The organism is Sphingobium mellinum (assembly GCF_037860795.1).
GTDB lineage: Bacteria > Pseudomonadota > Alphaproteobacteria > Sphingomonadales > Sphingomonadaceae > Sphingobium > Sphingobium mellinum.
In genome coordinates this window covers 39745-64858 of the sequence record NZ_JBANRK010000013.1, presented here as the reverse complement: position 1 = coordinate 64858, position 25114 = coordinate 39745, and the positions used below count along the sequence as shown (strand labels likewise).

The following is a 25114-nucleotide window of genomic DNA, read 5'->3' as shown; positions in this document are numbered from 1 at the left end:
AAATTGGTAAGCAAGCCGTGAAGGGCTGGGGTCACCCTCCGCCCAGCACATTGATGGTGAAGGCCAATATGCCCAGATTGAAAACAAAGGCCGCGAGGCAGTGCAGGACGACGACCGAGCGCATCGCCTTGTCGTTGATGGCGACGTCCGAGGTCTGGAACGTCATGCCCAGGGTGAAAGAGAAGTAGAGGAAATCGGGATATTCCGGCTCCGGCGTTTCAGGGAAATCCAGCCCCTGACGATCCTTGCCGGCCGGTCCGCGCAGGTAGAAGAGATGCGCATAATGCATCGCATAGATGAGGTTGGAAAAGAGCCACGCCAGGGCCAGCGTGACAAGCAGCAGGGCGACGATGGCAGGTTGGCGCCCGCTATGTTCACCCACCGCCACGCCGACCGCGACCAGGACGATGATCGACACGATCGCGGTCAGAAGCAGCATCAGGCTGCGCCCTGCATCGTTGCGCTCGGCACTGCGGCGCAGCCGTGCCGGGTCGGCGTCGATCAGAGGGTAGAGCGAGACAATGAAAGCAAGGGCTGCGCAATCGAAGCTCGTCATCGCCGCCTCATGCCAGGGCATAATGGCCAGCAGCGGTATAGCGGTGGTCAGCAGCAGCAGAAACATGCCGTAGCGCCAGGGAAAGATCCAGGATGGAACATGGGCGCGGTTCATGCCAGCGATTAGAAGGTGCATCGGGGCGCTTGGCAAGAGCTATAAAACGGCCGTGACCAAGCCCAGGTCGACCGCCTCATTCGCTTCCAGATACCAGTTTGAAGGCGCGCGCCGCAGCAGTTCCTCCATCGTCACGTGCGATCCCAGTATCAGGTTGGCAAAGCCTTCATTCTGTATGGCGATCGACGATTCTATCTCGTTGATCGCCGCCTGAAGGGGCGCAAGGCAGGTGGACAGCGGCCCTTCCAGATGAACCTTGCGGGTGATGATGCGCTCGTGGATCATCACCCGCGTGCCGCGCGTCAGGTAGCGGTTCTCGCGCGCGAAAAAGCCCATGAAGGTGGCGCCTGCCGAATAGACCGCAGTCTTGCCCAGGAACGCGATGCGCGCCTGGGGGAAGAGGTCCGAATGGAAGCGGATGTCCTCCCCCATCATCCGGGCGATTTCCGGATCACCGCCCAATGTAGCCATCTCGACGACCACCAGCCCTTGTTGGGGCGCGCTTGCCAGCGCGTCCTTGAAGTGCAGATACATGGCCTGATCGACTGGCCCGGACAGGCGAACGGCGGGGAAGGCGAAATCGGGCGGGGTCAGCAAGGGAAGTTCAGTCGACATAGGGCGGCATTTCCTGCGAACGAATGGTCGGCCTGCACTACGCCTGACACGGCAAATGGTGCCGCCCGCTCTTTTGACTGGCGCGCCCGCAAACAGGCTGTAAAGAACAGATCATGACCAAAGGGCGCGGGGCATGATCGCGAAACTTTCAGGCCGGTTGGACAGCACCGGCATCGACCACGCCGTTATCGATGTGGGCGGGATCGGCTATCTCGTGGGTGCTTCCTCCCGTACGCTGGCCGCGCTGGGATCAGTCGGCGAAGCGGTGACGGTTCATACCGAAATGCTCGTGTCGGAAGATTCCATCCGGCTTGTTGGCTTTGCGCGGGCGGACGAGCGCGACTGGTTCCGGTTGTTGACCGGCGTACAGGGCGTGGGATCGCGCGTTGCTTTGGCTATCCTGTCGGTTCTGGAGCCCGCCGAACTGCACCGCTCGATAGCGACCGGTGACAAGGCCATGGTGGCGCGGGCGAATGGCGTTGGCCCCAAGCTGGCGCAGCGCATCGTCAATGAATTGAAGGACAAGATTGGTGCGGTCCCCAGCGCAGGTGCCATGATGGCCGGCGTGGTGCCGCTGGCGGCGGGCGGCTTCGCGGCCGATGCGCTGTCGGCACTGCAAAATCTGGGCTTCCGGCCCGCCGAGGCGAGCAGCGCCGTCGCAGCGGCGCAAGACGAGCTTGGCGAGGATGCAAGCCTCGACGCGCTCGTGCGGCTGGCGCTGCGTAAGGCGGCCAAATGAGCGAGGATCGCCTTATTGCCTCCACCCGCCGGGTCGAGGATGTCGACGCGGCGCTGCGGCCGAAGTCGCTCGCCGAATTCATCGGGCAGGAAGCCGCGCGTGGCAATCTGCGCGTCTTCATCGAGGCGGCGAGGGCACGTGGCGAGGCGCTCGACCATGTGCTGTTCTTTGGTCCTCCGGGACTCGGCAAGACGACGCTCGCGCAGATCATCGCCAAGGAGATGGGCGTCGGCTTTCGCGCCACCTCCGGTCCGGTGATCGCCAAGTCAGGGGATCTGGCGGCGCTGCTCACCAATCTCGACGAAGGCGACGTACTGTTCGTCGATGAGATCCATCGGCTCAATCCCGCCGTCGAGGAAGTGCTTTATCCGGCCATGGAAGATCGCGCGCTCGACCTGATGATCGGTGAAGGTCCCTCGGCCCGCTCGGTGCGGATCGACCTGCCACCCTTCACTCTGGTGGGGGCGACAACGCGCCAGGGCCTGCTGACGACGCCGCTGCGTGACCGTTTCGGCATTCCGGTGCGACTGCAATTCTACACCGTCGACGAACTTGAACTGGTGGTGCGACGTGCGGCGCGGCTGCTGGACCTCGGGATCACGCCCGACGGCGCGGTGGAGATTGCGCGCCGCTCGCGCGGGACGCCGCGCATCGCAGGCCGCCTGCTGCGCCGCGTGCGCGACTTCGCCAATGTCGCGGGGGTCGAGGCCGTGGATGCTCGCGCCGCCGACGCCGCGCTCGGCCGACTGGAGGTGGACCAGCTGGGCCTCGACCTCATGGACCGGCGCTATCTCATGATGATCGCCGACATCTATCGCGGCGGGCCGGTGGGCGTCGAAACGCTGGCCGCTGGCCTTTCCGAGCCGCGCGACACGATCGAGGAAGTGATCGAACCCTATCTGATCCAGCTGGGCCTCATCGCCCGCACCGCGCGCGGGCGGTGCCTCAACGGCCCGGGCTGGAAGCATCTTGGCCTCAATCCGCCCAGCAACGGGCAGGATGGTCTTTTCGACTGAAGCCCATGAAAAGCCTTGGCCCGCGGCGAGGCGGGCCGTTATAGCGGCCGACGGGATGAGGGGCGCGCTGCAACGCGCCGAAGGGCGAAAGGTGCAGCAACTTGCGGACGATCGAACAGTTTCCCAATCTGGTGACCATGTTCTTCGTCCGCGCGAAGCAGAGGGGCGATGCCCCCTTCCTCTGGCGCAAGGTGGCGGGCCGCTGGCAGTCGCTCAGCTGGACGGAAGTCGCCCATCAGGTCGCCTCGCTGGCCGCCGCGCTCAAGGCGCAGGGGTTGAAGCCCGGCGATCCGGTGATGCTGGTCAGTGAGAACCGGCCGGAATTTTGCATTGCCGACCTAGCGATCATGGCTGCCGGCTGCGTCACGGTGCCGACCTACACCACCAACACGACGCGCGATCACCAGCATATCCTGACCGACAGCGGAGCCCGCGCCGTCATCGTGTCCACGGCGAAGTTGGCGCAGGCGCTGATGCCCGCCGTGCTGCGATCGCAGGCGAGCCTCGTCATCGGCATGGAGCCGTTGCGCGGGGCGCAGGGCCACATATCCTGCCATCTGTGGAGCGACCTGATCGCGTCCCACATCGCCGACCCGGATGCCTGCGCCGCCGAGCAGACCGCGCGGCGCGAGGATCTGGCCTGTATCATCTACACCAGCGGCACCGGAGGCGCGCCTCGCGGCGTCATGCAGCATCACGGCGCCATCCTCTGCAATATCGAAGGCGCGGGCAGGCTGGTGGCCGAGGATTTCGGCTGGGACGACGAGATATTCCTGTCCTTCCTGCCGCTTTCGCACGCCTATGAGCATAGCGGTGGACAGTTCCTGCCGATCATGCTGGCGGGCCAGATCTATTATGCCGAAGGGCTGGAAAAGCTTGCCAGCAATATCGAGGAAGCGCGGCCGACAATCATGGTCGTGGTGCCCCGGCTGTTCGAGGTACTGCGTGCGCGGATCATAAAGTCGATCGAAAAGCAGGGCAAGTTCCCCGCGTGGTTGCTGTCGCAGGCGCTGCGGATCGCGGCCAGGGAACAGAGAGGGCAGGCGGCGATCGCCGACCTGCCGCTCAAGCTTCTGCTCGCCCGCACGCTCAAGCCGAAGATCGCGCGGCGTTTCGGCGGCCGGATGAAGGCGCTGGTATCCGGCGGCGCTCCGCTCAATCCCGATGTTGGATTGTTTTTCGACGCCATGGGGCTGACGCTGCTACAGGGCTATGGCCAGACCGAGGCGGGGCCGGTGATCAGTTGCAACCGGCCGCGCGCCGGCATCGCCATGGATACGGTCGGCCCGCCGCTCGACGGGGTGGAGGTCCGGATCGCCCAGGATGGCGAGATATTGGTGCGCGGCGAGCTGGTGATGCACGGCTATTGGCGCAACGCGGCTGAAACGGAAAAGGCCTTGCAGGATGGCTGGCTGCACACGGGTGACATTGGCGAGATCGATGCCAAGGGGCGCATCCGCATTACCGACCGCAAGAAGGATCTGATTGTCAACGACAAGGGCGACAATGTCTCGCCACAGAAGGTCGAGGGGATATTGACGCTGCAGCCGGAAATCGGTCAGGCGATGGTCCATGGCGACCGTCGGCCGCATTTGGTCGGATTGCTGGTGCCCGATGCGGAATGGACGCGCGAATGGGCGGCGACGCGGGGACGCGGCGTCGAAGGCATCGCGGAGGACAGCGCCTATCAAGCCGCCCTGCGGGCGTCGGTGGACCGGGTCAACCAGGATCTGTCCGTCACCGAACGGGTACGCCGTTTCATCCTGGCAGACGAACCTTTCACCATCGACAATGGCGAGATGACGCCGTCGATGAAGATCCGCCGCCACGTCATCCGGGCGCGCTATCAGGAGCGGCTGGACGCGCTCTACAAGATCTGACGCGCCGCCCTAGCGGTCTGGAGCACGGAACGGGATGAAGGATCCGAGCGCGCAGCCACCTGTCACCATGCCGGTGGCAAGGTCGGCGCTGCGGGCAATATCCCCGCGGCAATATTGCGAGCCTGAAGTCTGAACGACTAGCGTATCGCCTCGACCTAGCCCGCTACAGCTGCCGATCAGGTCGTTACGATAGACGAGCCGGGAACTGATGCGATAGAGCAGTACGCTGTCGCTGATCGCGGTCAGATCAGCGGCCGGCTGGCGAACCACGCAGCTGACGGGTTCGCTCGCGACTTTGCCGGCCAGCGCGCGCTCAAGCGCTGCTGTCTGCTTTTCCGTGAGGCGGGCCGGCTGGTCTCCGCCGGCACAGGCCGCGAGTAGCAGCGGCGCCAGAAATATTCCTGCACGCATGGCTGTTCTTCTGCTCATTTGGTCCCTCCAGGCGACGCACCAACGCATGAACCGTCAGGCCGTATCCTTCGCTTTGCGGCGTTCGGCCAGTTGCGTCACGTCGCGCGCGCGCATGAAGATGTTGGTGGCCCGTTCTTGCCCGATGGTCGTCGGCACCGTGGCGCGACCCTCCGCGCGCGCTGCATCCACCTGCGCCATCCGCGCGACCAGCGCCGCATTGTCAGGCTCTACGGTGAGGGCGAAGCGGCCGTTGCCCTGGGTATATTCATGCGCGCAATAGACCTGCGTGTCATCGGGCAGCGCCGCCAGCCGCGCCATGTTGGCGAACATCTGAGCCGCCGTCCCTTCGAACAGCCGACCACATCCCATCGCAAAGAGCGTGTCGCCCACGAAGACCAGCCGATCCGGGCCAAGATGATAGGCGATATGACCGGCGGTGTGGGCGGGCACTTCCATCACCGTGGCGACATGATCGCCGATGCGGACCTCATCACCTTCCGTGACCTGACGATCGAGCGTCCCGATCTTCTCCGCTTCGGCCGCGGGGCCGGTGATGCGGCAGCCGCCCCATGCCCCGGCCGCTGCCTTGATGCCCGCATTGCCGCCCACATGGTCGCCATGCCAATGGGTGTTCCAGATCTGTTTGATGGTCCAGCCCCGCGCGGCCGCAGCGGCCAGCACGGGGTCGGCGACGGCGGGGTCGACGGCGACCGTCTCTCCGCTCGCCGGGTCATGCAGAAGCCATACATAATTGTCCGAAAGAACAGGGACGCGAACCACCTCAAGCATGGTCACCAGACCCCGACATTGGGCATCGAAGCCCACGGCTCCGCCGGCTCCAGCCGCCCATCCTGCAGAAGTTCAATCGAGATATTGTCGGGCGTACGAACAAAGGCCATGTGTCCGTCGCGGGGGGGCCGGTTGATGGTGACCCCTGCATCCATCAGGCGCTGACACACCGCATAGATATTTTCGACGCGGTAGGCGAGATGGCCGAAATTGCGCCCGCACTCATAGCGCTCAGGCTCGCTGCCATCCTCGGGCGGCCAATTATAAGTGAGCTCGACTTGCGCGTCCTCGTCTCCTGGCGCGGCCAGGAACACCAGGGTGAAGCGCCCTTGCTCACTCTCATGCCGACGCAATTCGCGCAGTCCCAGCAGTTCGAAGAAGGCCACGGTTCGGTCGACGTCGGTCACTCGGACCATAGTGTGGAGATATTTGATCACGCTAATTTCTCCATTCGTCGCTATCAAGCAACGGTTCATCTCGGCGGTGGCATTATCATGATTAGATAAGACGGCACGGGCGTGGTGGGAAGAGGAGCAGGCTTTGACATTTGAGTATCGCGACAAAGTGCTGCTGGGCTGTGCCGGGCTACTGGCTCTGGGCATCGTCAGCGGTGGCTATCTGCTCGGCGACGGCCTGAAGCGGGCCAAGGCGGCCGATCGCTCCGTGACGGTGCGGGGCCTGGCCGAACGCAATGTCACAGCCGACCTTGCGACCTGGTCAATCAGCTATGCCGCTACCGGTTTCGACCTTCCCGCCGTCCGCTCCGAAATTGACGACAATACCCGCGAACTGAAGGCCTATTTCACCAGCCTTGGCTTCAAGCCTGAAGCGCTGACCCCGACCGGAGCCGGGGTAAATCAATATATCAACAATGGTGTGAATTCGATCACCATCACCCAGCGGATGCTGCTACGCACCACCGACATCGCCCGCGCCCAGCGCGCCGTCGCGCAGCAGTTCGACCTCGTACGGCGCGGCGTCACGCTGCAGGAAGGGCAGGGCATGCGCTACAGCTTCACCCGGCTCAATGACATCAAGCCGCAGATGGTAGCCGCTGCCACGAGGGATGCGCGGTCGGCCGCGGAACAGTTCGCGCGTGACAGCGGGTCAAGCGTCGGCGGCATCAAGAGCGCGACCCAGGGCTATTTCTCGATCGATCCGCGCGATGGCGAAGCCGACGGGTCGAGCGACACGCCTTACAAGAAAGTGCGCGTGGTCACGACCGTCGACTTCTACCTCAACTGACCGCCGCGCACCGACGCCTCGCACTAGCTCGGCGGCAGGCGCGTCAGATTGTCGGCCGCCGCCTTGCCCGCCACGGATTGCGGGGCCAGCTTTATCGCTCGCTGCCACGCGGTGCGGGCCATATCGGCATGATCGGAAAGGATCGCGATATTGCCTTCCTCCAGCGCGACGGACGCGTCGTCGGGCGACAACTGGACCGCTCGCGCGATATGGGCCTGCGCCAGCGTTGTCTGCCCCGATCGTCGCGCCAGCGTTGCTGACAGCAGCCAGCCGAGCGGGTCCTGCGGCGCCTGATCCAGCGCGATATCCAACGATTCGCGTGCGCCGTTGGCGTCGCCCAGCGCCACGAGCGCGCGAGCGCGGTCGAGATGCGTTTCGCCCTTTTCAATGCCCTCTGGCAGTCCGCGGGCCAAGGCGGCATCGAAGCTGGTCTTTGCCTTGGCCGCGTCTCCTGCCGCCAGCGCTGCATTTCCGGCCTGCGCCCACAGTCGCGCGCTTTGCGCCATTTCGCCGCTGCGTTCTGCCTCCTCGGCCGCTTGTTCAAAGGCGATGATGGCAGGCTGCCACCGCTCCGCCCGTGCATAGGCGAAGCCCATGCAATGGCGGGCATAGAAACTGCCGCCTTCGATGCGCCATTTCTCCGCGAAAGCCACGCCCCGCTCAGGCGAATCTATCGCTTGGTCGAGGCAGGCCTGAAAAGGCTTGGCGAATTTTTCGGGCACGGGAATGCGGCCATCACTTGGCCCTGGTTGCGCGGCAGCCGCTGCGGGTGCAGGCGCAGCGACCTTGGCCTTGCGGTGGCTTATGACTGCCTCGATCTCCGGATCATAAGCTTGCGGCATCATCAGCAACAGGGGCAGAAGAAGGGGCATCAAAGACTGTCCAAAAGGCTGGCGACGGTGCGGATCAGCAGGGCAATGTCGCCGTCGCGGGAAAGGCGGTGGTCGCCATCCTTAACCAGTAACGTCTGCACATCGGATGAACGCACCCGCTGTGAGATGCGCAACGCCGTCTGCCAAGGGACGTCGCGATCCTCCTGTCCGTGCAGCAGCCGCACGGGACAGTCGATCGGGATCTCGCCACCCAGCAGCCGCAGCGCCTGTCCCGACTGCCAGAAGGCGAATGTCGTCACATAGGGCTGGTCGCCATAGGGCGTCTCTTCCTCGATCCGTCCGTCGCTGGCCAGCCGCGCCTTGTCCTCGTCGGTAAAGCCCCAGTCAGTAAAGTCGGGTGCCGCCGCGATGCCGACAAGGCCCACCACCCGGCCCGGCCGGGCCAGCGCGATGAGCAGCGCCAGCCATCCCCCCATTGACGACCCCACCAGCACGATCGGCCCTTCCGTCAGCGCGTCGATCAGCAGCAGCGCGTCATCGCGCCAGCTGGCCAGTGTACCATCCTCGAACTGTCCCTCGCTGGCCCCATTGCCGCCATAGTCGAGCCGCAGCATCGCGCGTCCGGTACGTTCGGCCCACCCGTCGAGCGCCAGCGCCTTGCTCCCTTCCATTTCGGACATGTAACCCGGCAGGAAGATAATCGTGGGCTCCATGCCAATCCGGTGACGATAGGCGAGTCTTATGTCGTCCGAGCGGGGGAACAGCCCCGGCGGCGGGGTGGGGGGATTGTTCATGAACGTCTCCAGGTGGGGCATGATCCTTGTCAGGCCGGCATTAGATCGAGACGCAGGAAAAACCAAAAACAGAAGAAAATAATGCCGCTGCCGTAATTGACAGGCCGCCACCCAACGGCTAATCGCGCCGTCCTACCCCGTGCCCAGATGGCGGAATTGGTAGACGCACCAGCTTCAGGTGCTGGCGATCGCAAGGTCGTGGAGGTTCGAGTCCTCTTCTGGGCACCATTTGTTCTTCCGGCAGCGTCCGGGGACGTCCCGAAAGTGGCTGATTTCAGCCTTTTTTTGTGCTAAGACCGTCCGGTCAAATCCGGGCTGATCCGGCACCAATCGGGAACAAATATGGTATCCTGCATGGTATCGAAGGCCCATTATGGACGGGCCGATACCATGGGAAAACTCTTCGCGACCACCGTCACGAGCGCCAAGCCGAGGGAGCGCGAATACAAGCTCACCGACGGCGCCGGCCTCTATCTCCTCGTCAAGCCTAACGGCAGGAAGCTCTGGCGTCTCAACTACGCCTATCTCGGCAAGCAGCGCACGCTCTCCTTCGGCGCGTGGCCTGACGTCGGTCTCGCCGATGCACGCGAGCGGCGCGACGAAGCCCGCAAGCTGATCGCCGCCGGCCTCGATCCCTCGCACGAAGCCAAGCTCGCCGAAGCCCGCGCGATGCTGTCCGAAGAAAACAGCTTCAAGCTAGTCGCCGAGGAATGGGTTGGCAAGCAGGAACGCGAAGGGATGGCGGAGATCACCCTCAGCAAGATCCGCTGGCTGCTCGCCAAGGCCTATCCCAAGATCGGCAACCGCCCTGTCGCCAAAATTACCGCCCAGGAAGTGCTTGCCGTGCTCCGTTCGATCGAGGCAACCGGACGATACGAAAGCGCCCGGCGGATGCGCAGCGTGCTGAGCCGCGTGTTCCGCTACGCCATCGCCACCACGCGGGCCGAAACTGATCCGGCGCGTGACCTGCGCGGCGCGCTGACCGTACCCAAGGGCAAGCATCTTGCTGCCATCACGACACCCAAGGGCGCCGGTGAACTCATGCGCGCGATCGAAGGCTATACCGGCCATGCCATCACCCTGTTCGGGCTCAGGCTGTCGGCGCACCTGTTCGTGCGCCCGGGTGAACTGCGCCAGGCCGAGTGGAGCGAATTCGACTTCGACCGCTCGGTATGGAACATCCCCGAGCAGAAGATGAAGATGCGACGGCCGCACCGCGTGCCGCTGTCCACGCAGGTGACTGCGCTTTTCGAGCAGCTCTGGGAGCTGACGGGCACAGGACGATATTGCTTTCCCTCTTTCCGCTCGCCGCGTCGCCCGATGTCCGAGAACACGGTCAACGCGGCCCTTCGAGCGCTCGGGTTCGGCCAGGAGGAGATGACGGCGCACGGCTTCCGGGCGATGGCGGCAACGCTGCTCAACGAAACGGGCAAGTTCAATCCCGACGCCATCGAGCGCCAACTCGCCCATATGGAGACCAACGCCATCCGGCGTGCCTACACGCGCGGCGAATATTGGGACGAGCGCGTGCGGATGATGCAGTACTGGTCGGATCAGCTCGACGAGATGCGCGACGGCGCGAGGGTTCTGAAGCCCAATTTCCGACGCGCCTGAGGCTCCCAACCTAGCGATCACGGTAGGTACTCTCCGTCACTTCGGCGATCGACCGGAAGACGACGGACGAATCCTGGGTGAGCGGATCATGGGCCTGCACATGCCCTTGCGCCCATTCCAGCCACTCGATGGCAGGCCTGCCGCCAATTTCCAATGAAGAGTCCGGGATCGCGGCGCGCAGCGCCATGAGGAAATCCCGCGCCAGTCCCGCTTCGCGCCATCTGCCGGCCTGTTCGAGAAAGCATCGAAAGCGATCGCGGTCGAGCTTGAGCTCCCGCGCCAGCATCTGGCGACACCGTTCCTCGGTCTCCCGCAGTCGTTGCCGCTCCTCGGCCTGTTCGCGCGCTGCCGCCATCATCGGGAATGCCTCAAGCAGGGTCGCGACTATGTCGCCTACCTTGTCCTCGATCATACCCTTGCGACCGTCCTGCCAGAGGCGCGACAAATTGCCGGGCAGCCAGCGCTTGATCTCGAACACCAGCACATCCGTCTCGACCAGGTCTCGCCGGTATTGCCTGCCGGAGCCATGCCACCGTCTCTCTTCGGCAGTGAGGAGCTGGCGCACTTCCTTGAGCCGGGGCCTGAGTTGAAATGCGATCTCGTCCCGTCCGCACCGCGCAACGGGACCGTGCCGGTCTGTCTCGGCAATGGCGATCTTCTCTGCCTCCAAGGCTTTGAAAAGGGCGTCCAATATCCTGAGGCGACGCCGTTCGATGGGCTTGAAAGGCGCAGCCCGGACCAGCCGATTGGGCCAGATGTCATAGACCAGCCGGCCCCGGCGATCGCCTCCCTTCGATTTGCAAGCCAGCCGGCAATGATGGGATGCGGATCCGAGAGCCGCTCCGCCACGCGCACCGCTTTCCCATTCTGGCGGGCCGCCGCAAGAGCAGCGTCTCCCTCCATTGCCATGCCTCCAGCCGACTGGGGCGTAATTTCTATCGTTTCGTCCATACCGGCTTTCGCGGGCGGCAAGACCGGCATGGCGATCTCCCTGCCGGCCGCGACCTTGTTCCAGTGCCCAGGCCGAGGACGCGGGATATCGAAACGGTCGCATAGCTTGGCGAGACATTGATCCGAAATGCCGAAGCGTCTTGCGAGGTGACGGAGAGGCTCGGCCCAGACCAAGGCGTGAAGTTCGGTACGGGACAGCAATGCAGGGACCAACTGCGTGGTGGGCATATCCATCGGACAGTCTTTCACTCCAAAGCCACGTGCGTGAGGACGCCGGAAGCTGCCGATCCGCAGCCCAAAACCGTTTCGCCATCATTCCATGACGCTCGGATTCAGAGATACCCGACAAGAAAAATTCATCGGCAGTGACGCTGCTCGATTTGACGGATATTATGCGTGTTCAGAGCCTCAAATCGCCTTGTCCCGCAGAGCCGGGCTTGCGTCTTGGATGACCTGCGATAAGCTGAAGGCGCGCCATCGATGCATGGCGCCGAGGCGTGAGAACCTCGTGCGAGATGAAATGGATCCGCCATCGTGCGGCCGGGTGGCCGACGCGCATGTCCAAGCCGTTCGCGGCCAAAGGCGTTGGCGCATGTGCTCGTGCATGTTCTCAACACCCGGCTTTCGCCGGCATCGCCTCGCCAGAGCGAGGAGATGTGATCGATGCGATCCACAGCCAGGATCGGCGCACTGCGCCGCAAGCCATGCGGCCTGCGCTAGGGGCGGCCCGCTTGCCTCTCGACGAAGGCGAGCCGCTGCCGCCGACGCATGATCGCGTGCCATCGATGGCGACTGCTATCGACGAAATGTACCGGACCGAAAGGCCACGGCTCCTGCGCTTCCTCGATCGTCGCGCCCCGGACGACCGCGCCGAGGAGATCGTCCAGCAGGTCTTCACCCGTCTTGTCGCGCGCGCGCAGACCGATGCCGTCGCGATCCATGCGCCCGGAGCCTATCTGTGCGAGGCCGCGCACAATCTCCTGCGCGATCACGCTCGCGCCGCCGCCCGCAATCACCAGTCCCACCATGTGCCGATCGACGATGTCGAAATTGGAAGCGGGGATCCTGTCGCCGCGTTGGAGGCGCGCGACCGCCTTGCCCGTATCGAACAGGCCGTCCTGCGCCTCAAGCCGCTCACCCGGCAAATATTTCTCGCTTGCCGCCTTGATGGCTATAGTTACGCCGAAATCGCGGAACAGACGGGATTGAGCGTGCGAGGCGTGGAAAAGCAGATGAGCCGGGCCATCAAGCAACTGGGGCGGCACCTCAGCGATCATGCCTGACGAAGTCCGTGCCATACCGCGCGCCATCCGGGATGCCGCCGGGGACTGGCTGGCGCGCCGGCAGGAACCTGCTCGACCAGATGTCGAGCGGGCCTTCGCCGTCTGGATGGATGCCGATCCGCGTCACCGGATCGCTTATGAACAGGCGGAGCGCCACTGGCAGGAAAGCCGATTACTGTTCGACAGCGACGTGGGCCGCACGCGGAAGCTGGTTCGCGCACCCTTCCTGATGCGGCACAGTACCCATGTTGCGGCTGCCAGCCTTGGCGTCGTCGTCCTGCTCGGGATCGGCAGTGTCGGCTTGCTGCGCTATGGATATCCTCTCGAGCTGGTTTCTCCGGCGCAAGCCGCGACCTACGAAACCGCGCTGGGCGAAATCAGGACGATATCGCTGGCGGACGGATCGCAGCTCACGCTCGACACCGCCACGCGCGTGCGCGTCACCCTTTCCGCGGGCGAGCGGAAAGTCTCGCTGGAACGAGGCCGCGCGCGCTTTCGCGTTACGCCAGACGGCAAGCGCCCCTTCACTGTTACGGTTCCCGGCGGCACTGTCGTTGCACGAAGCACGCTGTTCGACGTCAGCGTGGAGAGCAGCAGTCCTGTGGTGGCGGTGATCGAGGGGCGGGTCGATCTCGCCAGCGCGAGTGCCCCGGCCACCCATCCTGTTAGAACGCTTGCCGCGGGGCAGACCGCAGACCTGGGCAGTGCCGACACGCCCCGTCCTACGAAGGCAGGCGAAACCCAATGGGTGTCCGGCATGCTCGCGCTGGACGGCGGCCCGCTTGGCGATGCCGTCGCCGCCGTCAACCGCTACAACCGCATCCAGATACGCCTTGCCGAGCCTGAGCTGGCCCGCCTGTCGGTTACCGGTGCCTTCCAGGTGCGCAATCCGGACGCCTTCGCCCAGGCCGTGGCGGCGACATTCGGGCTCGGTATCGACCGAACCGATCCGGGCGTGATCCTTCTTCGCCGTGCTCCGTAGGACGTTTTGACCCTTCGCTGAAAAAATCTGTCGTGGGTTTTCAGGACCAGGCGTCTCCCCGCCAACCAGCCACGACGTGGCCAGGGGGGAGACACAGGGTAATGGTTCGATTTGACGCAAGATATCTGTTCAACAGCATCGCTGCCGTGGCGCTGGTGGCGGGCCCTTCGGTCGCGCGAGGCCAGGACGTAAAGCGCCATTCCTTTGAAGTGCCGGCGCAAGACTTGGGCGCGTCGCTCAAGGCGCTGGCACTTCAATCCGGTATCACCGTGCTGGTCGACAGCAAGATCGTGGCGGGCAAGCAGGCCCCGGCGCTTCACGGTTCCTACACGATCGAGGAAGCGCTGCGCATCCTGCTCGACCGATTCGGGCTGGCCTATACGCCTGTCGATGGCGGCTTTGCCGTGCGGCAGGCCCGCACAAGCCGTGACGGCAGTTCGACAAATGACGGGCAGGATATTGTCGTCACGGGAAGCCGGCTGCGCGGTGCCGCGATTGCTTCGCCGGTGGTCCGGATCGGTCAGGAAGATATCCGCGATTCCGGCCAGGCTGGCCTGGGCGATGTCGTCCGCAGTATCCCGCAAAGCTTCGGAGGCGGGCAGAACCCCGGCATCGGCATGAATGTTCCCGACGCCAGTGGCGTCGACGTGGGTGGCGGATCGTCCATCAATCTGCGCGGCCTTGGAAGCGATGCTACGCTGACGCTGCTCAACGGCCGGCGCCTTGCCTATACGGCTGTCCGGCAAAGCGTCGATGTATCGGGCATTCCGGTTTCCGCCGTCGATCGTATCGAGGTCGTTCCAGATGGCGCGTCGGCAATCTATGGCTCCGACGCGGTCGCGGGCGTCGCCAACATCATCCTGCGCCGGGACTATGATGGCCTGGAAACCAATGCCCGCTTGGCGGGCACCACGGATGGAGGCGATTTCCAGCAGCAATATGGCGCGCTCGTCGGGCGCACATGGGCATCAGGCGGGCTGTTCGCCGCCTATGAATATGGCAGCAACACTGCGATCCGCGCGAGCCAGCGGTCCTACGCCGCGACACGTTCCCCGGGGCTCGATCTTTACCCGGCGCTGCGCCACCACAGCGCCGTTGCCAGCGGACATCAGGACTTGGGCGGCGGCCTGACCTTCTCGGTCGACGGGCTCTACAATATCCGCTGGAGCGACCTGACATTTCCAACGGTGGCAGGTGGCGATCTTGACGAGGGCAAGGCGACCTTCTCGTCGGTCGACAAATCCTTCGGTATCGCGCCGACCCTCACGCTCGATCTGTCCGGCGGCTGGCAGGTCGCGCTTGGCGGCACCTACGGCAAGGAACGGGTCGACTATCATCAGGTCGAATGCGCCCTCGCGGTCTGCAGCGATTCCGGCCCCAGCTTCTATCGCAACACGGCCAAATCGGTCGAGATCAATGCCAATGGCGACCTCTTCCGCCTGCCCGGTGGCGTGGCCAAGATCGCCGTTGGCGGCGGCTATCGTGACATCGGCTTCCAGCGGTTCGTCGGGTCAGGGAGCGCGGTCAACACCGTCGCCGCCCAGGACAATCTGTTCGCTTTCGGGGAATTGAGCCTCCCCCTGATCGGCCCAGATCAGAATCTACCGCTCATGACCAAGGTCGATGCCAGTGCCGCCCTTCGCTATGAGCGCTACCCCGGCATCGGCGAAGTCGCCACGCCCAAGCTCGGTCTGTCATGGGCGATGACGCCCGATAGCAGCTTGAAAGGAAGCTGGGGTAAATCCTTCCGGGCGCCAACACTCTATCAGCAATATCAGCCGCGCGCGGTCTACCTGTTTCCTTCCGCAGCGCTGGGTGCGACCGGGACGTCGGCGAGCGCGGGCGCCATTCTCATCCTCGGTGGCAATCCTGATCTCAAGCCGGAAAAGGCGACGACCTGGTCGACCACGCTTGCCCTGCATCCGCGCGCACTGCCGGGCGCGAGCCTCGAGATCAGCTATTTCAGCGTACGCTATCGCGACCGGATCGTATCGCCGATCACCTTGCTGGCCCAGGCCTTGAGCAATCCGATCTACGCCGACCAGATCATCTTCAACCCGAGCGCTACTCAACAGGCGGCCGCCATCGCCAGTGCGGGCACCTTCCTCAACATCACCGGCGTGCCCTATGATCCGGCGAACGTCGTCGCGATTGTCGACAATACCAATCTCAATGCCGGTCGGCAGCGCGCGAGCGGCGTCGATGTGCTGGCGAGCTACAATGCCGCAATTGCGCCAGACCAGCGACTGCGCCTGTCGCTCGACATCGCCTATCTCGAAAGCGACCAGCAGCTCAGCGCTGGTCAGCCAATCTACGACCTTGCCGGCACCATCTTCAATCCGCCCCATTGGCGCGGACAGGCTGCGGTCGCATGGACTGGCGGCAATCTCACACTGGCGGCCAATGGCAATTACACTGGCGGTGTCAGTGACACCCGCTCGACACCGGCCGTGCGCGTCAAAGCGATGACCACGCTCGACCTCACCGCGCGCTACCGGCTCGATTCCGAGTCTCCGCTCGGCGGTCTCGAGTTCAGCCTGTCGGTCCAGAACCTGTTCAACGACAAGCCCGATCCGATCGCGACCTCGATACCCTACGACACGCCTTACGATTCGACCAACTATTCACCTGTCGGCCGGATGATCGCTTTCGGGATCACCCGGCAATGGTGAGCGCCAATATAAGGGACTGCTTCGGGCTTACGGCCTTGTGCCTTCTGTTTCCCACCACGGCTTGGGCGAACTGCGAAGACGTGCTGCCCGCGCATGAAGCATCGAGTATCGTGAAACGTAACCTTACGGCAGCGGACCTCATCCAGCTGCGCGAGATCGGCGATCCTGATTCCGCGGTCTTCAATGGCCCGAGCCCGTTCGCGGTCTCGCCGGACGGCAGTCGTATCGCCTATATCATCAACCGCGCCGATCTCGCGACGAACAGCTATTGCCGCGCACTGGTCGTCAGCGGACTGACGGGTGTCGGCTCACCAGACATTGTCGATCGGGGCGGCGAACTCATCAAGATCATGGACGTGCAGCGCGGCTTTTACCTGCCGAGTGGCGCAACGCGCACCATCGTTCCGTCCTGGTCCCCTGATGGACGCAGGCTCGCCTATCTGCGGCGCGACAATGGCGTGACTCAGGCATGGGTGGCACAGGCGGACGTCGGCGGCGCGCACGCCGTCACGCGCTCGGAAGTCGATGTCGAAGCCGTGGCCTGGAGCAAGGATGGGACCCGGCTGCTCTATGGCACGCGCAAGGGAGCGGCGACTGTGCAGGCGGAATTGGATCGCGAAGGCCAGTCAGGGTGGCTGTACGACCGCAGGGTCTCGCCAGAGATTTCCGCGCGGCCGCTGACCCCGGCCACCGAGGCGCTGGAGGTCACCGCCGTCGATTTGCGTACCGGCGCGACCGTGCCAGCAGATGCTGCGGAGCAAGCGGCAGTCGAACGCGCCGCACCAGCCGACATGCCGGTGGATCCCGAAGCCATCAGTGCTGACGGCCGCAAGGCGCATCTCGAGCGTTCGAACATTTCGCCGCTGACGCCCGCGAGGCTCGTCGTCACGAACGGTGACAGCAGTCGGCACTGCGATGCCGAGGCCTGTGCAGGCGGCATCGTCTCGCTGTGGTGGCAAGGCTCGTCGGTACTCATTCTTCGCCGGGAAGGTTGGGCCAAGGAAGCGATGGCGCTCTATCGCTGGCGACCCGGCGCAGCCCGTCCGACCGCCTTGTTGCGCACAACCGACGTGCTGCACGGCTGCGTGATGGCTGGTACCGAACTGGTCTGTACTCGCGAAGACAGCAGGTCCCCGCGCAGAATCATCGCCATCGACACCGCGAACGGCAGGATGCGCACGATTTTTGATCCCAATCCCGAATTTTCCGGCATTCGCCTGGGTTCTGTCACTCGGCTCCGATGGCGCAACGATCTTGGCCTGGAAGCGTGGGGCGACCTGGTCCTTCCGCCCGGTCACAAGCCCGGAGAGAAACTGCCGATGGTCGTCGTGCAATATCATAGCGACGGCTTCCTGCGCGGTGGCACTGGCGACGATTATCCGATCTTCCTGCTCGCCCAGCGCGGGATCGCCGTGCTCAGTACCGAGCGGCCCAATTTCTTCGCTGCGGCCTTTCCCCAGCTTAGGACCTGGTACGAGATCAACGCCGCCAACCAGAAGGATTGGGGTGAACGGCGCAGCCTGCTGTCATCGGCTCTCACCGGCGTGCGTATGACAGTTGATCGTAGCGACATCGATCCAGCGCGCGTGGGCATCACGGGCCTGAGCGACGGCGCGTCGACCGTTGCCTTCGCCTTGATCAATTCGAAAGCCTTCGCAGCCGCGGCGCTCAGTACCTGTTGCATGGAACCCAACACCACGGCCACCTATGGCGGCATCGCCTGGGCGGAGTGGCTGCGCGGGATGGGCTATCCGCCCGTGACCCGAGGCAATCCGGACTTTTGGCGCGACATGTCGCTGGCCCGCAATGCTGGCCGGATCGATACACCGCTGCTCATGCAACTCGCTGACAATGAGTTCCGGCTGGCGCTCGAAGCCTATGGTGCTCTGCACGAGCAGAACAAGCCGGTGGAGATGTATGTCTATCCCGACGAATTCCACGTGAAATGGCAGCCGATCCACCGGCGTGCCGTCTATGAGCGCAATCTGGACTGGTTCTCCTTCTGGCTGCAGGATCGGGAAGATCCGGATGGGGCCAAGATCGCGCAATATCGTCGCTGGCACGCCATGCGATCCGGAGGGCAGCCTTCACCTGAGCCGGTTCCAGTCCGCTAATTTGCTGATGTCCGTCTGACCTTTTTGAGGCAGAGATTCGAATGGTTTCCCTTGACTGAGGCTATCAGGTGACTGTTCCCGACCAGCTTCGGTCGTTCACCTTCCACCGCCAGAACGTCCTCAGTTGGGAAAAGCCGTCATTTGCAATGATGGACGCCGGCGATCGGCTATGCGCGAGTCTAAGATGTTCAGTCAGTTCGAAGCTCATCCCAGCAGCAGGCATTTGCCAGTTCGGCCGTGCGATGCCCGATAGACCATTCAATGCAACTACGAGATTGGTCTCGGCAGAGTGCCCATCCCTGTTCGTCCCCACGGGCTCTCTTCAAAACTGAGGGCAGACCAACAATCCGGTCACTGCTGGAACCTCGCCTGCGGCGGGGTGCGCACCCGGAACATGCCAAATCCTCCCGCACAGCCACATTCGATATCGCCGTTGGGAGCGATATTCACCAACCCACCCACGGCCGTATAGCGATAGCTCTTCCCCAGCACATAGTGGAACACGGATTTGCCATTATTCCAGTCGATGGCCTCGATCGTCGAAGCGCCATCCCGCATCCCGACGCAATAAAGCAGATGATTGGCGTTCGGCGTGCATATCGACGCCACCAGCGCCAGCGGGGTTTTCCAGGCTATATCCAGCGACCGCGTCTGCGGGTTCCACGTCCATTTCATGCCGCCCCTGATTTCGTTGCCGCCGGTCTGGCCGGCATATTTCTCCGCCAGTGTCGTCTTCATCTGCGACCCTTGCCAGGGAATTTTCGTTTCGAGCGTGTCGTTGGCAACGAATATGCCATAATCCTGGGTGACGAGCGCATTTTCCAGGCGGATAGGGTTTTTCCCGAACCGGATCGGCGTGATCGCGGCCACCCGCCGCGGCTGGCCGGAGAGGCCGCGCCAGTCATCGGGAATGTGGTCGCGCCAGTATAGCACGGCGTTGCCAACGCCATCGCCGATCACGACCAGCTTGTCGCTGGCCTTTTCCCAACCCAAGAGCGCCGGCGTCGTTCCGCTACCGCGCGGCCCGGTTGCGTAGGGCACCGACCATGCACCGTCCCGTTCGTCGAACGACAATTTCGTTCCGGTCCACTTCACCCGTTGCATGCGTGTGCCGGTGACAATGAAGATGCCGCCTGCATCGTCGATGGCAATCGAGTTGCGGACAAACGCGTCCATGAACTCCTTGCCATCCGTGGCGCGGTCGGCCAAAACGGCTTTATCCAGTATCCTGAAATCCCGCGATACGGCAAATAGCGTTCCGTCCAGCGTGACTACGATGATCGTCCCGTCATAGGTCATATTCATCGCTATGGCTGTCATCCGCCTTCCTGCCTCGGCGGGAAGCTTGATCTGTTGTTTCAGAACGATGTCGGAATTGGGATCATTGATGACGGCATCGCCAAATTTGCGGATATATTGATCGCCGCTGCTCCTGTCCGTGTAGAGAACATAAAGATTGTTCTCATTATCTATCAGCCGGTAGATCGCCTGCGCGCCACGTTCGATGCCGATCGCCAGTGGCGGCACGATAGCATCATATAAAGCCTGGCTGCTGAGCTTGTCAGCCTTGTCGATCAGTCGCCCGATTTCTTCGGGAGAATAGAATTTGCCTTCATGCAGCGAATAGGTGGAAATGGTCTCCAACGTGTCGGCATCCAGCTTGACCAGCTGCTGCTGGCCACCAAACCAGCCGACGCGCTTGCCGTTGGGATATAGCCCGGAATATTGGTAGGAATAGCCGTCGCTTGGACCAAGCTTTTTCCAGATGATATTCTCCTGCTCGATCGTCCGGCTCTCGTCAATCGGGCCTGGAACCGCAGTCGCGCCGGTCTGGCCTGAATCATTATGGAAAATAGGAATGACGGAATCCGCCAGAAACGGATTGCGCGGGGGCAAGGCGACAGCCAGCGTCGGCATGGCCATGACGATCGCCGCCAATCCCAACATGATGTTACGCATTTGACCTTCGTCCCATAGTTCGAATGTATCATCGCCTCGGCTGAGCGCCGCTGTTATGAGGCTTTTGTCGTCTGTGCGGCCTTTGGCCTTGACCCGCCCGGTCCGCCGTCCGGCAAGGGCCTATCGCGCATTCGGCGCTGTGGAACCGGGGTCCCACAGCGCTTTTGAGCTAGAACTTAAATTGAACGTCGACGCCATAGGTCCGTGGCGGCGCGTAGGATGCCCGGATGCCGGTGCCTGCGGCCGCCACATCGTCGAAATATTTCTTGTCGAACGCATTGTTGACCCAGGCGGACACGTTCCACCTGTCCGAGTCCGGCGTGAAGCCGATCCGGCCGTTCACCAGGCCATAGCCCTTTTGCCTCAGAGCGCTAGTTGAGCCGGTCTCGGTTATGCCAGGTGGGTCGAAGATGAAGTCGAACAGATAACTGCTCTTGTAAGCGTAAGACAAGCTGACGGGAATTTTTCCGCCGTTGACAGAGACGGTATAGTTCGCTCCGGCGAAGGCCGAAAATTTGGGTGCCCGGAGCAGGCTCTGGCCGCTCGCGTTGAAGCCCACATCGATCATTCCGGCGGGTCGCACAGCCAGGGTCGAGCCCGGTGGGATTAACCCGCGATAGACTTTGGCGTTGGCCAGATAGCCCTGATACTCGGAGTGAAGCAGAGATATCCCGCCAGTCAAGGTGAACGCACGGCTGACCGCCCAGTTCATATCGGCGTCAAGACCGTAGAGCTTGGCGTTCGCCGCATTCTCGGTGGTGACGACGGCGCTACCCTCGGCAGCCGCACGGCTGACCTGGAGGTCGGAGTAATCATAATAGAAGGCCGACAACGTTGTCCGCAGCTTGCGATTGAACAGGCTTGCTTTCAGGCCCGCCTCGTACATGTCGAGGGTTTCGGGATTAACGACCGGCTGATTGGCAGGATAGTTCGGCCCGCCGCTCTTATATCCACGCGCAAATTTCAAATAGGTCAAAACGTCGCCGAAATCATATTCCGCAGTCAGGCTGGGCGTAAATTTCGACCAGGATTTTTCGCCGATAAAGGGCAATGGACCTGGAAGGGTGACGGGGGAATTGCCCGATGGACCCGCGTACCAACTTTTCTTGTCATGCGTATACCTGCCGCCGGCCGTGAGACTCAGTTTGTCGGTGATATTCCACTTCAGCTGGCCAAAGACGGCAACCGACTTCGTCTTGACATTCTCGTCACTCTGGCTGGCGACAGGCGACGCAGGAACGGCTGTCGCACGATTGACGATAGTGTCGAAATCCGTGTCGTCATGGAAATAATAGCCGCCGACGAGCCATTCGAAAGGGCCCTTGCCAGCCGACGCGAGCTGAATCTCATGCGAGAAGGTCTTCGACTTTTCGAAGATCACTGCGTCAACCAACTGGGCGCTGGTGCCATCGCCATCGAAGCCAAGCACATTGTTCAGATCTGCGTAAGTGGTGATGGTCGTGAGGTCGGCGAAGCCGAGGTTGAAATGCAGGTCGAGTTCCGTGGCATATTCCCGCTTGTCGTTCGGTTGCTGAAGCGCGCTCGCCACATGCTTGCTGTCCGTGCCGGTGATCCCTCCCAGCCTGAGTCCGGTGGAAAGATCGAGGCGGCCGACCTGGACGACGTCGGTTCCGGCCAGATCGTTGGATGTCCAGTAGCTGCCGGTCAGCCGGGCATCGAACCAGTCCGTCGGCTCCCAGCGGATCTTCCCGCGCACCGAATACCAATTTCGGTCGTCCCATTGCTTGCGCCCGGCGGGGAAGATGTTCTTGGCGAAACCGTCCCGGTGCAAAGTGTCGCCGCTGATGCGGATGCCGAGCGTATCACTGATGGGTATGTTGACCGCCCCCTGCAGCATCCAGCGGTTATAATTTCCGTAGCCGGCCTTGACATAGCCTTCGAAGTCTTTGGAAACATCGCGCGTGATGATGCGGATTGCGCCCGCCGACGCGTTGCGCCCGAACAGCACGCCCTGCGGCCCCTTGAGCACCTCGACCCGTTCGATGTCGGCGAATTCGAAGTTCATCGACGACTGGCGCCCGATATATCGCCCATCGACATAGGCTGCGACGCTCGGATCGAACCCGGCCTGGTTAAGCCGACTGCCCACCCCGCGGATATAGGGCTGCGAGAATGCGCCGGTGTTTGGAAAGACGACGGCGGGGGTCGCAATCTGGAGGGCCTGCACCCCCTGCACGCCGAGCGCGGTAAGCGTGTCTCCAGACAGGGCAGAGACGGCGACCGGAATGTTCATCAAATTCTCGGACCGTTTCGTGGCAGTCACAACGATATCTGGTGTCCCTTCCGGGGCCGCCTCCGTCGCCGCTGCCGGGACGACCGGGCCTTCCTGGATCAGCGCGGTCCGTTCAAAGGTTGCCACCGTAGCAGCGGTGCGGCTGGGGATGATCGCGATAGCGCCCGAACTGTCATGATGTTGCTGAAAGCCTGAACCCGCAAGAAGGGCGCGCAGACCGGCTTCCCTGGTCAGCAGTCCCGAAACACCGGCGCTTCGTCCCTTCGCGACCTCCTGGGGTCGATAAATCAACTGGATATCGGTTTGATCGCGATACAGATCCAGCGCCTGTTTCAGATTCCCGGCTGGAATATTGAATTGCTGCGTCAGGGCCTGCGCCTGACCTGGCGTCTGCGCTTCCGCTTGCCATGATACCGGCATGGTCGACACGCCGCAGAGCATCGCGACCAGAAATTTGTTGCCCATCTATCCTACCCCCTTGATCGCCAGTTTTCTTACTGGTCGATCATAAGGACACATGGGCGGAGAAATCCCGTATGTCTCACCGCGAATTAATTTCGATCCTATTTTCGGAGCGGGCGACATCGAGACCATAGGCGTGCTCGAGCAGGCTGGCGAACCCCTCCACATTACCCATACGGAAAGAACCGCTGATACGCAGATTCTGCGCATCGCGCCCTTCGATCACCAACTGGCGAATATTGTAGCGGTTGAACTGCGCGGCCGCATCGCGCAGGCTGATATTGTCGAATGTGAGCATCGAAAAGCGCCATGACAGGCTCTTGCGAATCTGGGCGAGCCTGCCGGCGGTAACCAGCATCGACTGTCCGTTCGTCGCGGCGATCTCGCCAGCGGTGAGCAGTGCCGATCCTCCGTCCGGCTTTGTCCCGGTCGTGACGCGAACCCGTCCCTCCAGCACCGAAACGGTGATGTCATTGCCCTCGCGGCGAACCGCGAACTTCGTGCCAAGCACGGTCACGCGCCGCGATCCGGCATGGACGACGAAGGGGCGGCCCTCGTCTTTCGCGACTTCGAAATAGGCCTCTCCTCGATCGAGCCAGAGCATGCGTTCGTCGCGTGCGTTGGCGATGCGCACGTCACTGTCGGTATTGAGTTCAACTTGACTGCCATCGGCGAGCGCAAGCTTTCCGATCTGACCGAATTTCGTCATATGCCGGGTATATTCCGGCCTTGGCTCCCGTACCGTAAACGCGAGATATCCGGCGATGGATATCGCCATGAAGCCTGCCATCAGGAGGGTTGGGCGCAACAGGGTCGTCACGGGCCGGGTGATGGCGATCTGAAAACGCCGCCGCAGCCCGTCAGGAAAGCCGCCATCCGGCTCCTGCCGGGCGAGTGCCGCGCTCAGGTGCCGGTCGACCCGCGCGCCACCGTCCTGAAGCCGCCAGAAGGCGGCTGTATGCGCCATCGATTGCTCAAGCCACAAGTCGAGTTCGCGCTGATCGGCGTCCGACCAGTCCGGTTGCTGACTGCGCATCAGGAAGAGCGCGGCTGCCTGTTCAAGACTGGAATGATGGGTCATGAAACCGGTCCATGCTTGATTGTTCGCGCCCGGCTTGGCCGTTGCACGCGTCCATCGCCGCCATGCATGAAGTCGATCAGGGCGCGCATCCCCAACGTCACCTGCTGTTCTACCGCATCGATGCCGATCCCCAACTGTTGCGACACCTCTCTCGTAGTATGGCCCTCCACTTTCCGAAGGCGCAATATTTCGCGACACCGGGGAGGGAGAATGTCCAGCCCGGCCTGGACCCGCCTGAGTTCCTCGCGCGCCTCCAGATGGCGGGCAGGGGTCAGCCAGTCCATGTCGGGCACCACCTGCTCCAGTTCGGCGACCAGGTCGATCTTGATGATCTTGGCGCGTCGCGCCCGGTTGATCATGACGTTGCGAGCGACTGTGAATATATAGGGACCAGCAAGGTCCGGCAGGGCGCGACTGGCGCCGAGCAGCACACGTTCGTAGACATCCTGCCGGATATCGAGCAGCTCGTCCGACGAGTGCCAGTGGCGGCTGATAAATTGCGTCAGAACAGGCTCACGCCGCAGCACCTCGAGGCGAAACCACGCGTTCAAGGCCTCCTTGGTCACCATTCCCTATCGAGGCCTTTGATCCCTGTCATACTGCTAATGACAGTGCAGAGTAGATTTCCCGTATGTCAATCGCACGAGAAACGATTCTTTCCAGGCCGATCCTGGAACCAGTCGTACGTCTCGGTCTCTTGGAGGAAAGGTTCGTTCCAGTGATGCGCGACAAACAGGTGTTTTTCCAGCA

The 25114-nt window shown here is 62.8% G+C and carries 21 protein-coding genes and 1 tRNA gene; 10 read left to right on the top strand and 12 right to left on the bottom strand.

Going from position 1 to position 25114, the window contains the following annotated elements; all coding sequences use genetic code 11:
* Nucleotides 1-31: 31 nt before the first annotated feature.
* Nucleotides 32-670 (bottom strand): DUF1345 domain-containing protein, encoded by a 639-nt coding sequence (locus tag AAC640_RS13475; protein ID WP_422794997.1) that lies wholly within the window; start codon nt 668-670, stop codon nt 32-34.
* Between the two features lie 39 nt (nt 671-709).
* Nucleotides 710-1285 (bottom strand): peptidase S14, encoded by a 576-nt coding sequence (locus AAC640_RS13470; RefSeq protein WP_340267082.1) that lies wholly within the window; start codon nt 1283-1285, stop codon nt 710-712.
* Nucleotides 1286-1418: 133 nt separating this feature from the next.
* Here AAC640_RS13470 and ruvA point away from each other — a divergent pair, with 133 nt between their 5' ends.
* The 3 genes from ruvA (at nt 1419) to AAC640_RS13455 (ending at nt 4920) form a co-directional block, all read left to right on the top strand.
* Entirely contained in the window at nt 1419-2024 is a 606-nt protein-coding gene (ruvA, locus tag AAC640_RS13465; protein WP_340267080.1) for a Holliday junction branch migration protein RuvA, read from the top strand.
* Complete coding sequence (gene ruvB / locus AAC640_RS13460; protein ID WP_340267078.1) at nt 2021-3040, top strand: Holliday junction branch migration DNA helicase RuvB; 1020 nt, start codon at nt 2021-2023, stop codon at nt 3038-3040. The genes ruvA and ruvB overlap by 4 nt, the downstream gene beginning before the upstream one ends.
* Before the next feature lie 137 nt (nt 3041-3177).
* Nucleotides 3178-4920 carry an AMP-dependent synthetase/ligase gene (locus AAC640_RS13455; protein ID WP_422794996.1) on the top strand — a complete coding sequence of 581 codons (1743 nt, stop codon included), beginning with the start codon at nt 3178-3180 and terminating at the stop codon, nt 4918-4920.
* A 9-nt stretch (nt 4921-4929) separates the two neighbouring features.
* Here the strand turns inward: AAC640_RS13455 and AAC640_RS13450 are convergent, their stop codons facing one another.
* From AAC640_RS13450 to AAC640_RS13440, 3 genes are read right to left on the bottom strand one after another with little or no spacing between them, the layout of a single operon-like run.
* Nucleotides 4930-5331 carry a hypothetical protein gene (locus tag AAC640_RS13450; RefSeq protein ID WP_340267138.1) on the bottom strand — a complete coding sequence of 134 codons (402 nt, stop codon included), beginning with the start codon at nt 5329-5331 and terminating at the stop codon, nt 4930-4932.
* 54 nt (nt 5332-5385) lie between these two features.
* Entirely contained in the window at nt 5386-6120 is a 735-nt protein-coding gene (gloB, locus tag AAC640_RS13445; protein WP_340267136.1) for a hydroxyacylglutathione hydrolase, read from the bottom strand.
* A 2-nt stretch (nt 6121-6122) separates the two neighbouring features.
* Complete coding sequence (locus tag AAC640_RS13440; protein ID WP_340267074.1) at nt 6123-6557, bottom strand: VOC family protein; 435 nt, start codon at nt 6555-6557, stop codon at nt 6123-6125.
* Nucleotides 6558-6660: 103 nt separating this feature from the next.
* On the opposite strand from AAC640_RS13440, the gene AAC640_RS13435 reads away from it, so the two are divergent.
* Nucleotides 6661-7365, top strand: a complete 705-nt coding sequence (locus tag AAC640_RS13435) for an SIMPL domain-containing protein (RefSeq protein ID WP_340267072.1) — start codon at nt 6661-6663, stop codon at nt 7363-7365.
* A gap of 23 nt (nt 7366-7388) precedes the next feature.
* Here AAC640_RS13435 and AAC640_RS13430 read toward each other — a convergent pair whose 3' ends face one another.
* On the bottom strand, nt 7389-8237 hold the full coding sequence (locus AAC640_RS13430) for a tetratricopeptide repeat protein (RefSeq protein WP_340267070.1): 849 nt from the start codon (nt 8235-8237) through the stop codon (nt 7389-7391).
* Nucleotides 8237-8992, bottom strand: coding sequence for an alpha/beta hydrolase (locus AAC640_RS13425; protein ID WP_340267068.1), 756 nt, complete (start codon nt 8990-8992; stop codon nt 8237-8239). Before AAC640_RS13425 ends, AAC640_RS13430 begins: the two co-directional genes overlap by 1 nt.
* 141 nt (nt 8993-9133) lie before the next feature.
* Here AAC640_RS13425 and AAC640_RS13420 point away from each other — a divergent pair.
* Together AAC640_RS13420 and AAC640_RS13415 are read left to right on the top strand one after the other, a co-directional pair.
* Nucleotides 9134-9220, top strand: a tRNA-Leu gene (locus tag AAC640_RS13420).
* 162 nt (nt 9221-9382) lie between these two features.
* The gene (locus AAC640_RS13415; RefSeq protein WP_340267066.1) at nt 9383-10606 is read left to right on the top strand and encodes a tyrosine-type recombinase/integrase; all 1224 of its coding nucleotides are present in this window, start codon (nt 9383-9385) and stop codon (nt 10604-10606) included.
* Between the two features lie 10 nt (nt 10607-10616).
* Here the strand turns inward: AAC640_RS13415 and AAC640_RS13410 are convergent, their stop codons facing one another.
* On the bottom strand, nt 10617-11297 hold the full coding sequence (locus AAC640_RS13410) for a hypothetical protein (RefSeq protein WP_340267064.1): 681 nt from the start codon (nt 11295-11297) through the stop codon (nt 10617-10619).
* 775 nt (nt 11298-12072) lie between these two features.
* On the opposite strand from AAC640_RS13410, the gene AAC640_RS13405 reads away from it, so the two are divergent.
* From AAC640_RS13405 to AAC640_RS13390, 4 genes are all read left to right on the top strand, one after another.
* Nucleotides 12073-12840 (top strand): RNA polymerase sigma factor, encoded by a 768-nt coding sequence (locus AAC640_RS13405; RefSeq protein WP_340267062.1) that lies wholly within the window; start codon nt 12073-12075, stop codon nt 12838-12840.
* Nucleotides 12833-13822 (top strand): FecR family protein, encoded by a 990-nt coding sequence (locus AAC640_RS13400; protein WP_340267060.1) that lies wholly within the window; start codon nt 12833-12835, stop codon nt 13820-13822. The genes AAC640_RS13405 and AAC640_RS13400 overlap by 8 nt, the downstream gene beginning before the upstream one ends.
* Nucleotides 13823-13923: 101 nt before the next feature.
* Nucleotides 13924-16494 carry a TonB-dependent receptor domain-containing protein gene (locus AAC640_RS13395; RefSeq protein WP_340267058.1) on the top strand — a complete coding sequence of 857 codons (2571 nt, stop codon included), beginning with the start codon at nt 13924-13926 and terminating at the stop codon, nt 16492-16494.
* A 110-nt stretch (nt 16495-16604) separates the two neighbouring features.
* Nucleotides 16605-18608: an Atxe2 family lasso peptide isopeptidase gene (locus AAC640_RS13390; protein WP_340267056.1), complete on the top strand. Its 2004-nt coding sequence runs from the start codon at nt 16605-16607 to the stop codon at nt 18606-18608.
* 351 nt (nt 18609-18959) lie between these two features.
* Here AAC640_RS13390 and AAC640_RS13385 read toward each other — a convergent pair whose 3' ends face one another.
* The 4 genes from AAC640_RS13385 to AAC640_RS13370 all read right to left on the bottom strand — a co-directional run bounded on the left by AAC640_RS13385 (nt 18960) and on the right by AAC640_RS13370 (nt 24915).
* Entirely contained in the window at nt 18960-20567 is a 1608-nt protein-coding gene (locus tag AAC640_RS13385) for a hypothetical protein (protein WP_340267054.1), read from the bottom strand.
* Between the two features lie 169 nt (nt 20568-20736).
* Nucleotides 20737-23286 (bottom strand): TonB-dependent receptor, encoded by a 2550-nt coding sequence (locus AAC640_RS13380; protein WP_340267052.1) that lies wholly within the window; start codon nt 23284-23286, stop codon nt 20737-20739.
* A 76-nt stretch (nt 23287-23362) separates the two neighbouring features.
* Nucleotides 23363-24364: a FecR family protein gene (locus tag AAC640_RS13375; RefSeq protein WP_340267050.1), complete on the bottom strand. Its 1002-nt coding sequence runs from the start codon at nt 24362-24364 to the stop codon at nt 23363-23365.
* Nucleotides 24361-24915, bottom strand: a complete 555-nt coding sequence (locus AAC640_RS13370; RefSeq protein ID WP_340267048.1) for an RNA polymerase sigma factor — start codon at nt 24913-24915, stop codon at nt 24361-24363. Before AAC640_RS13370 ends, AAC640_RS13375 begins: the two co-directional genes overlap by 4 nt.
* Between the last annotated feature and the right edge of the window lie 199 nt (nt 24916-25114).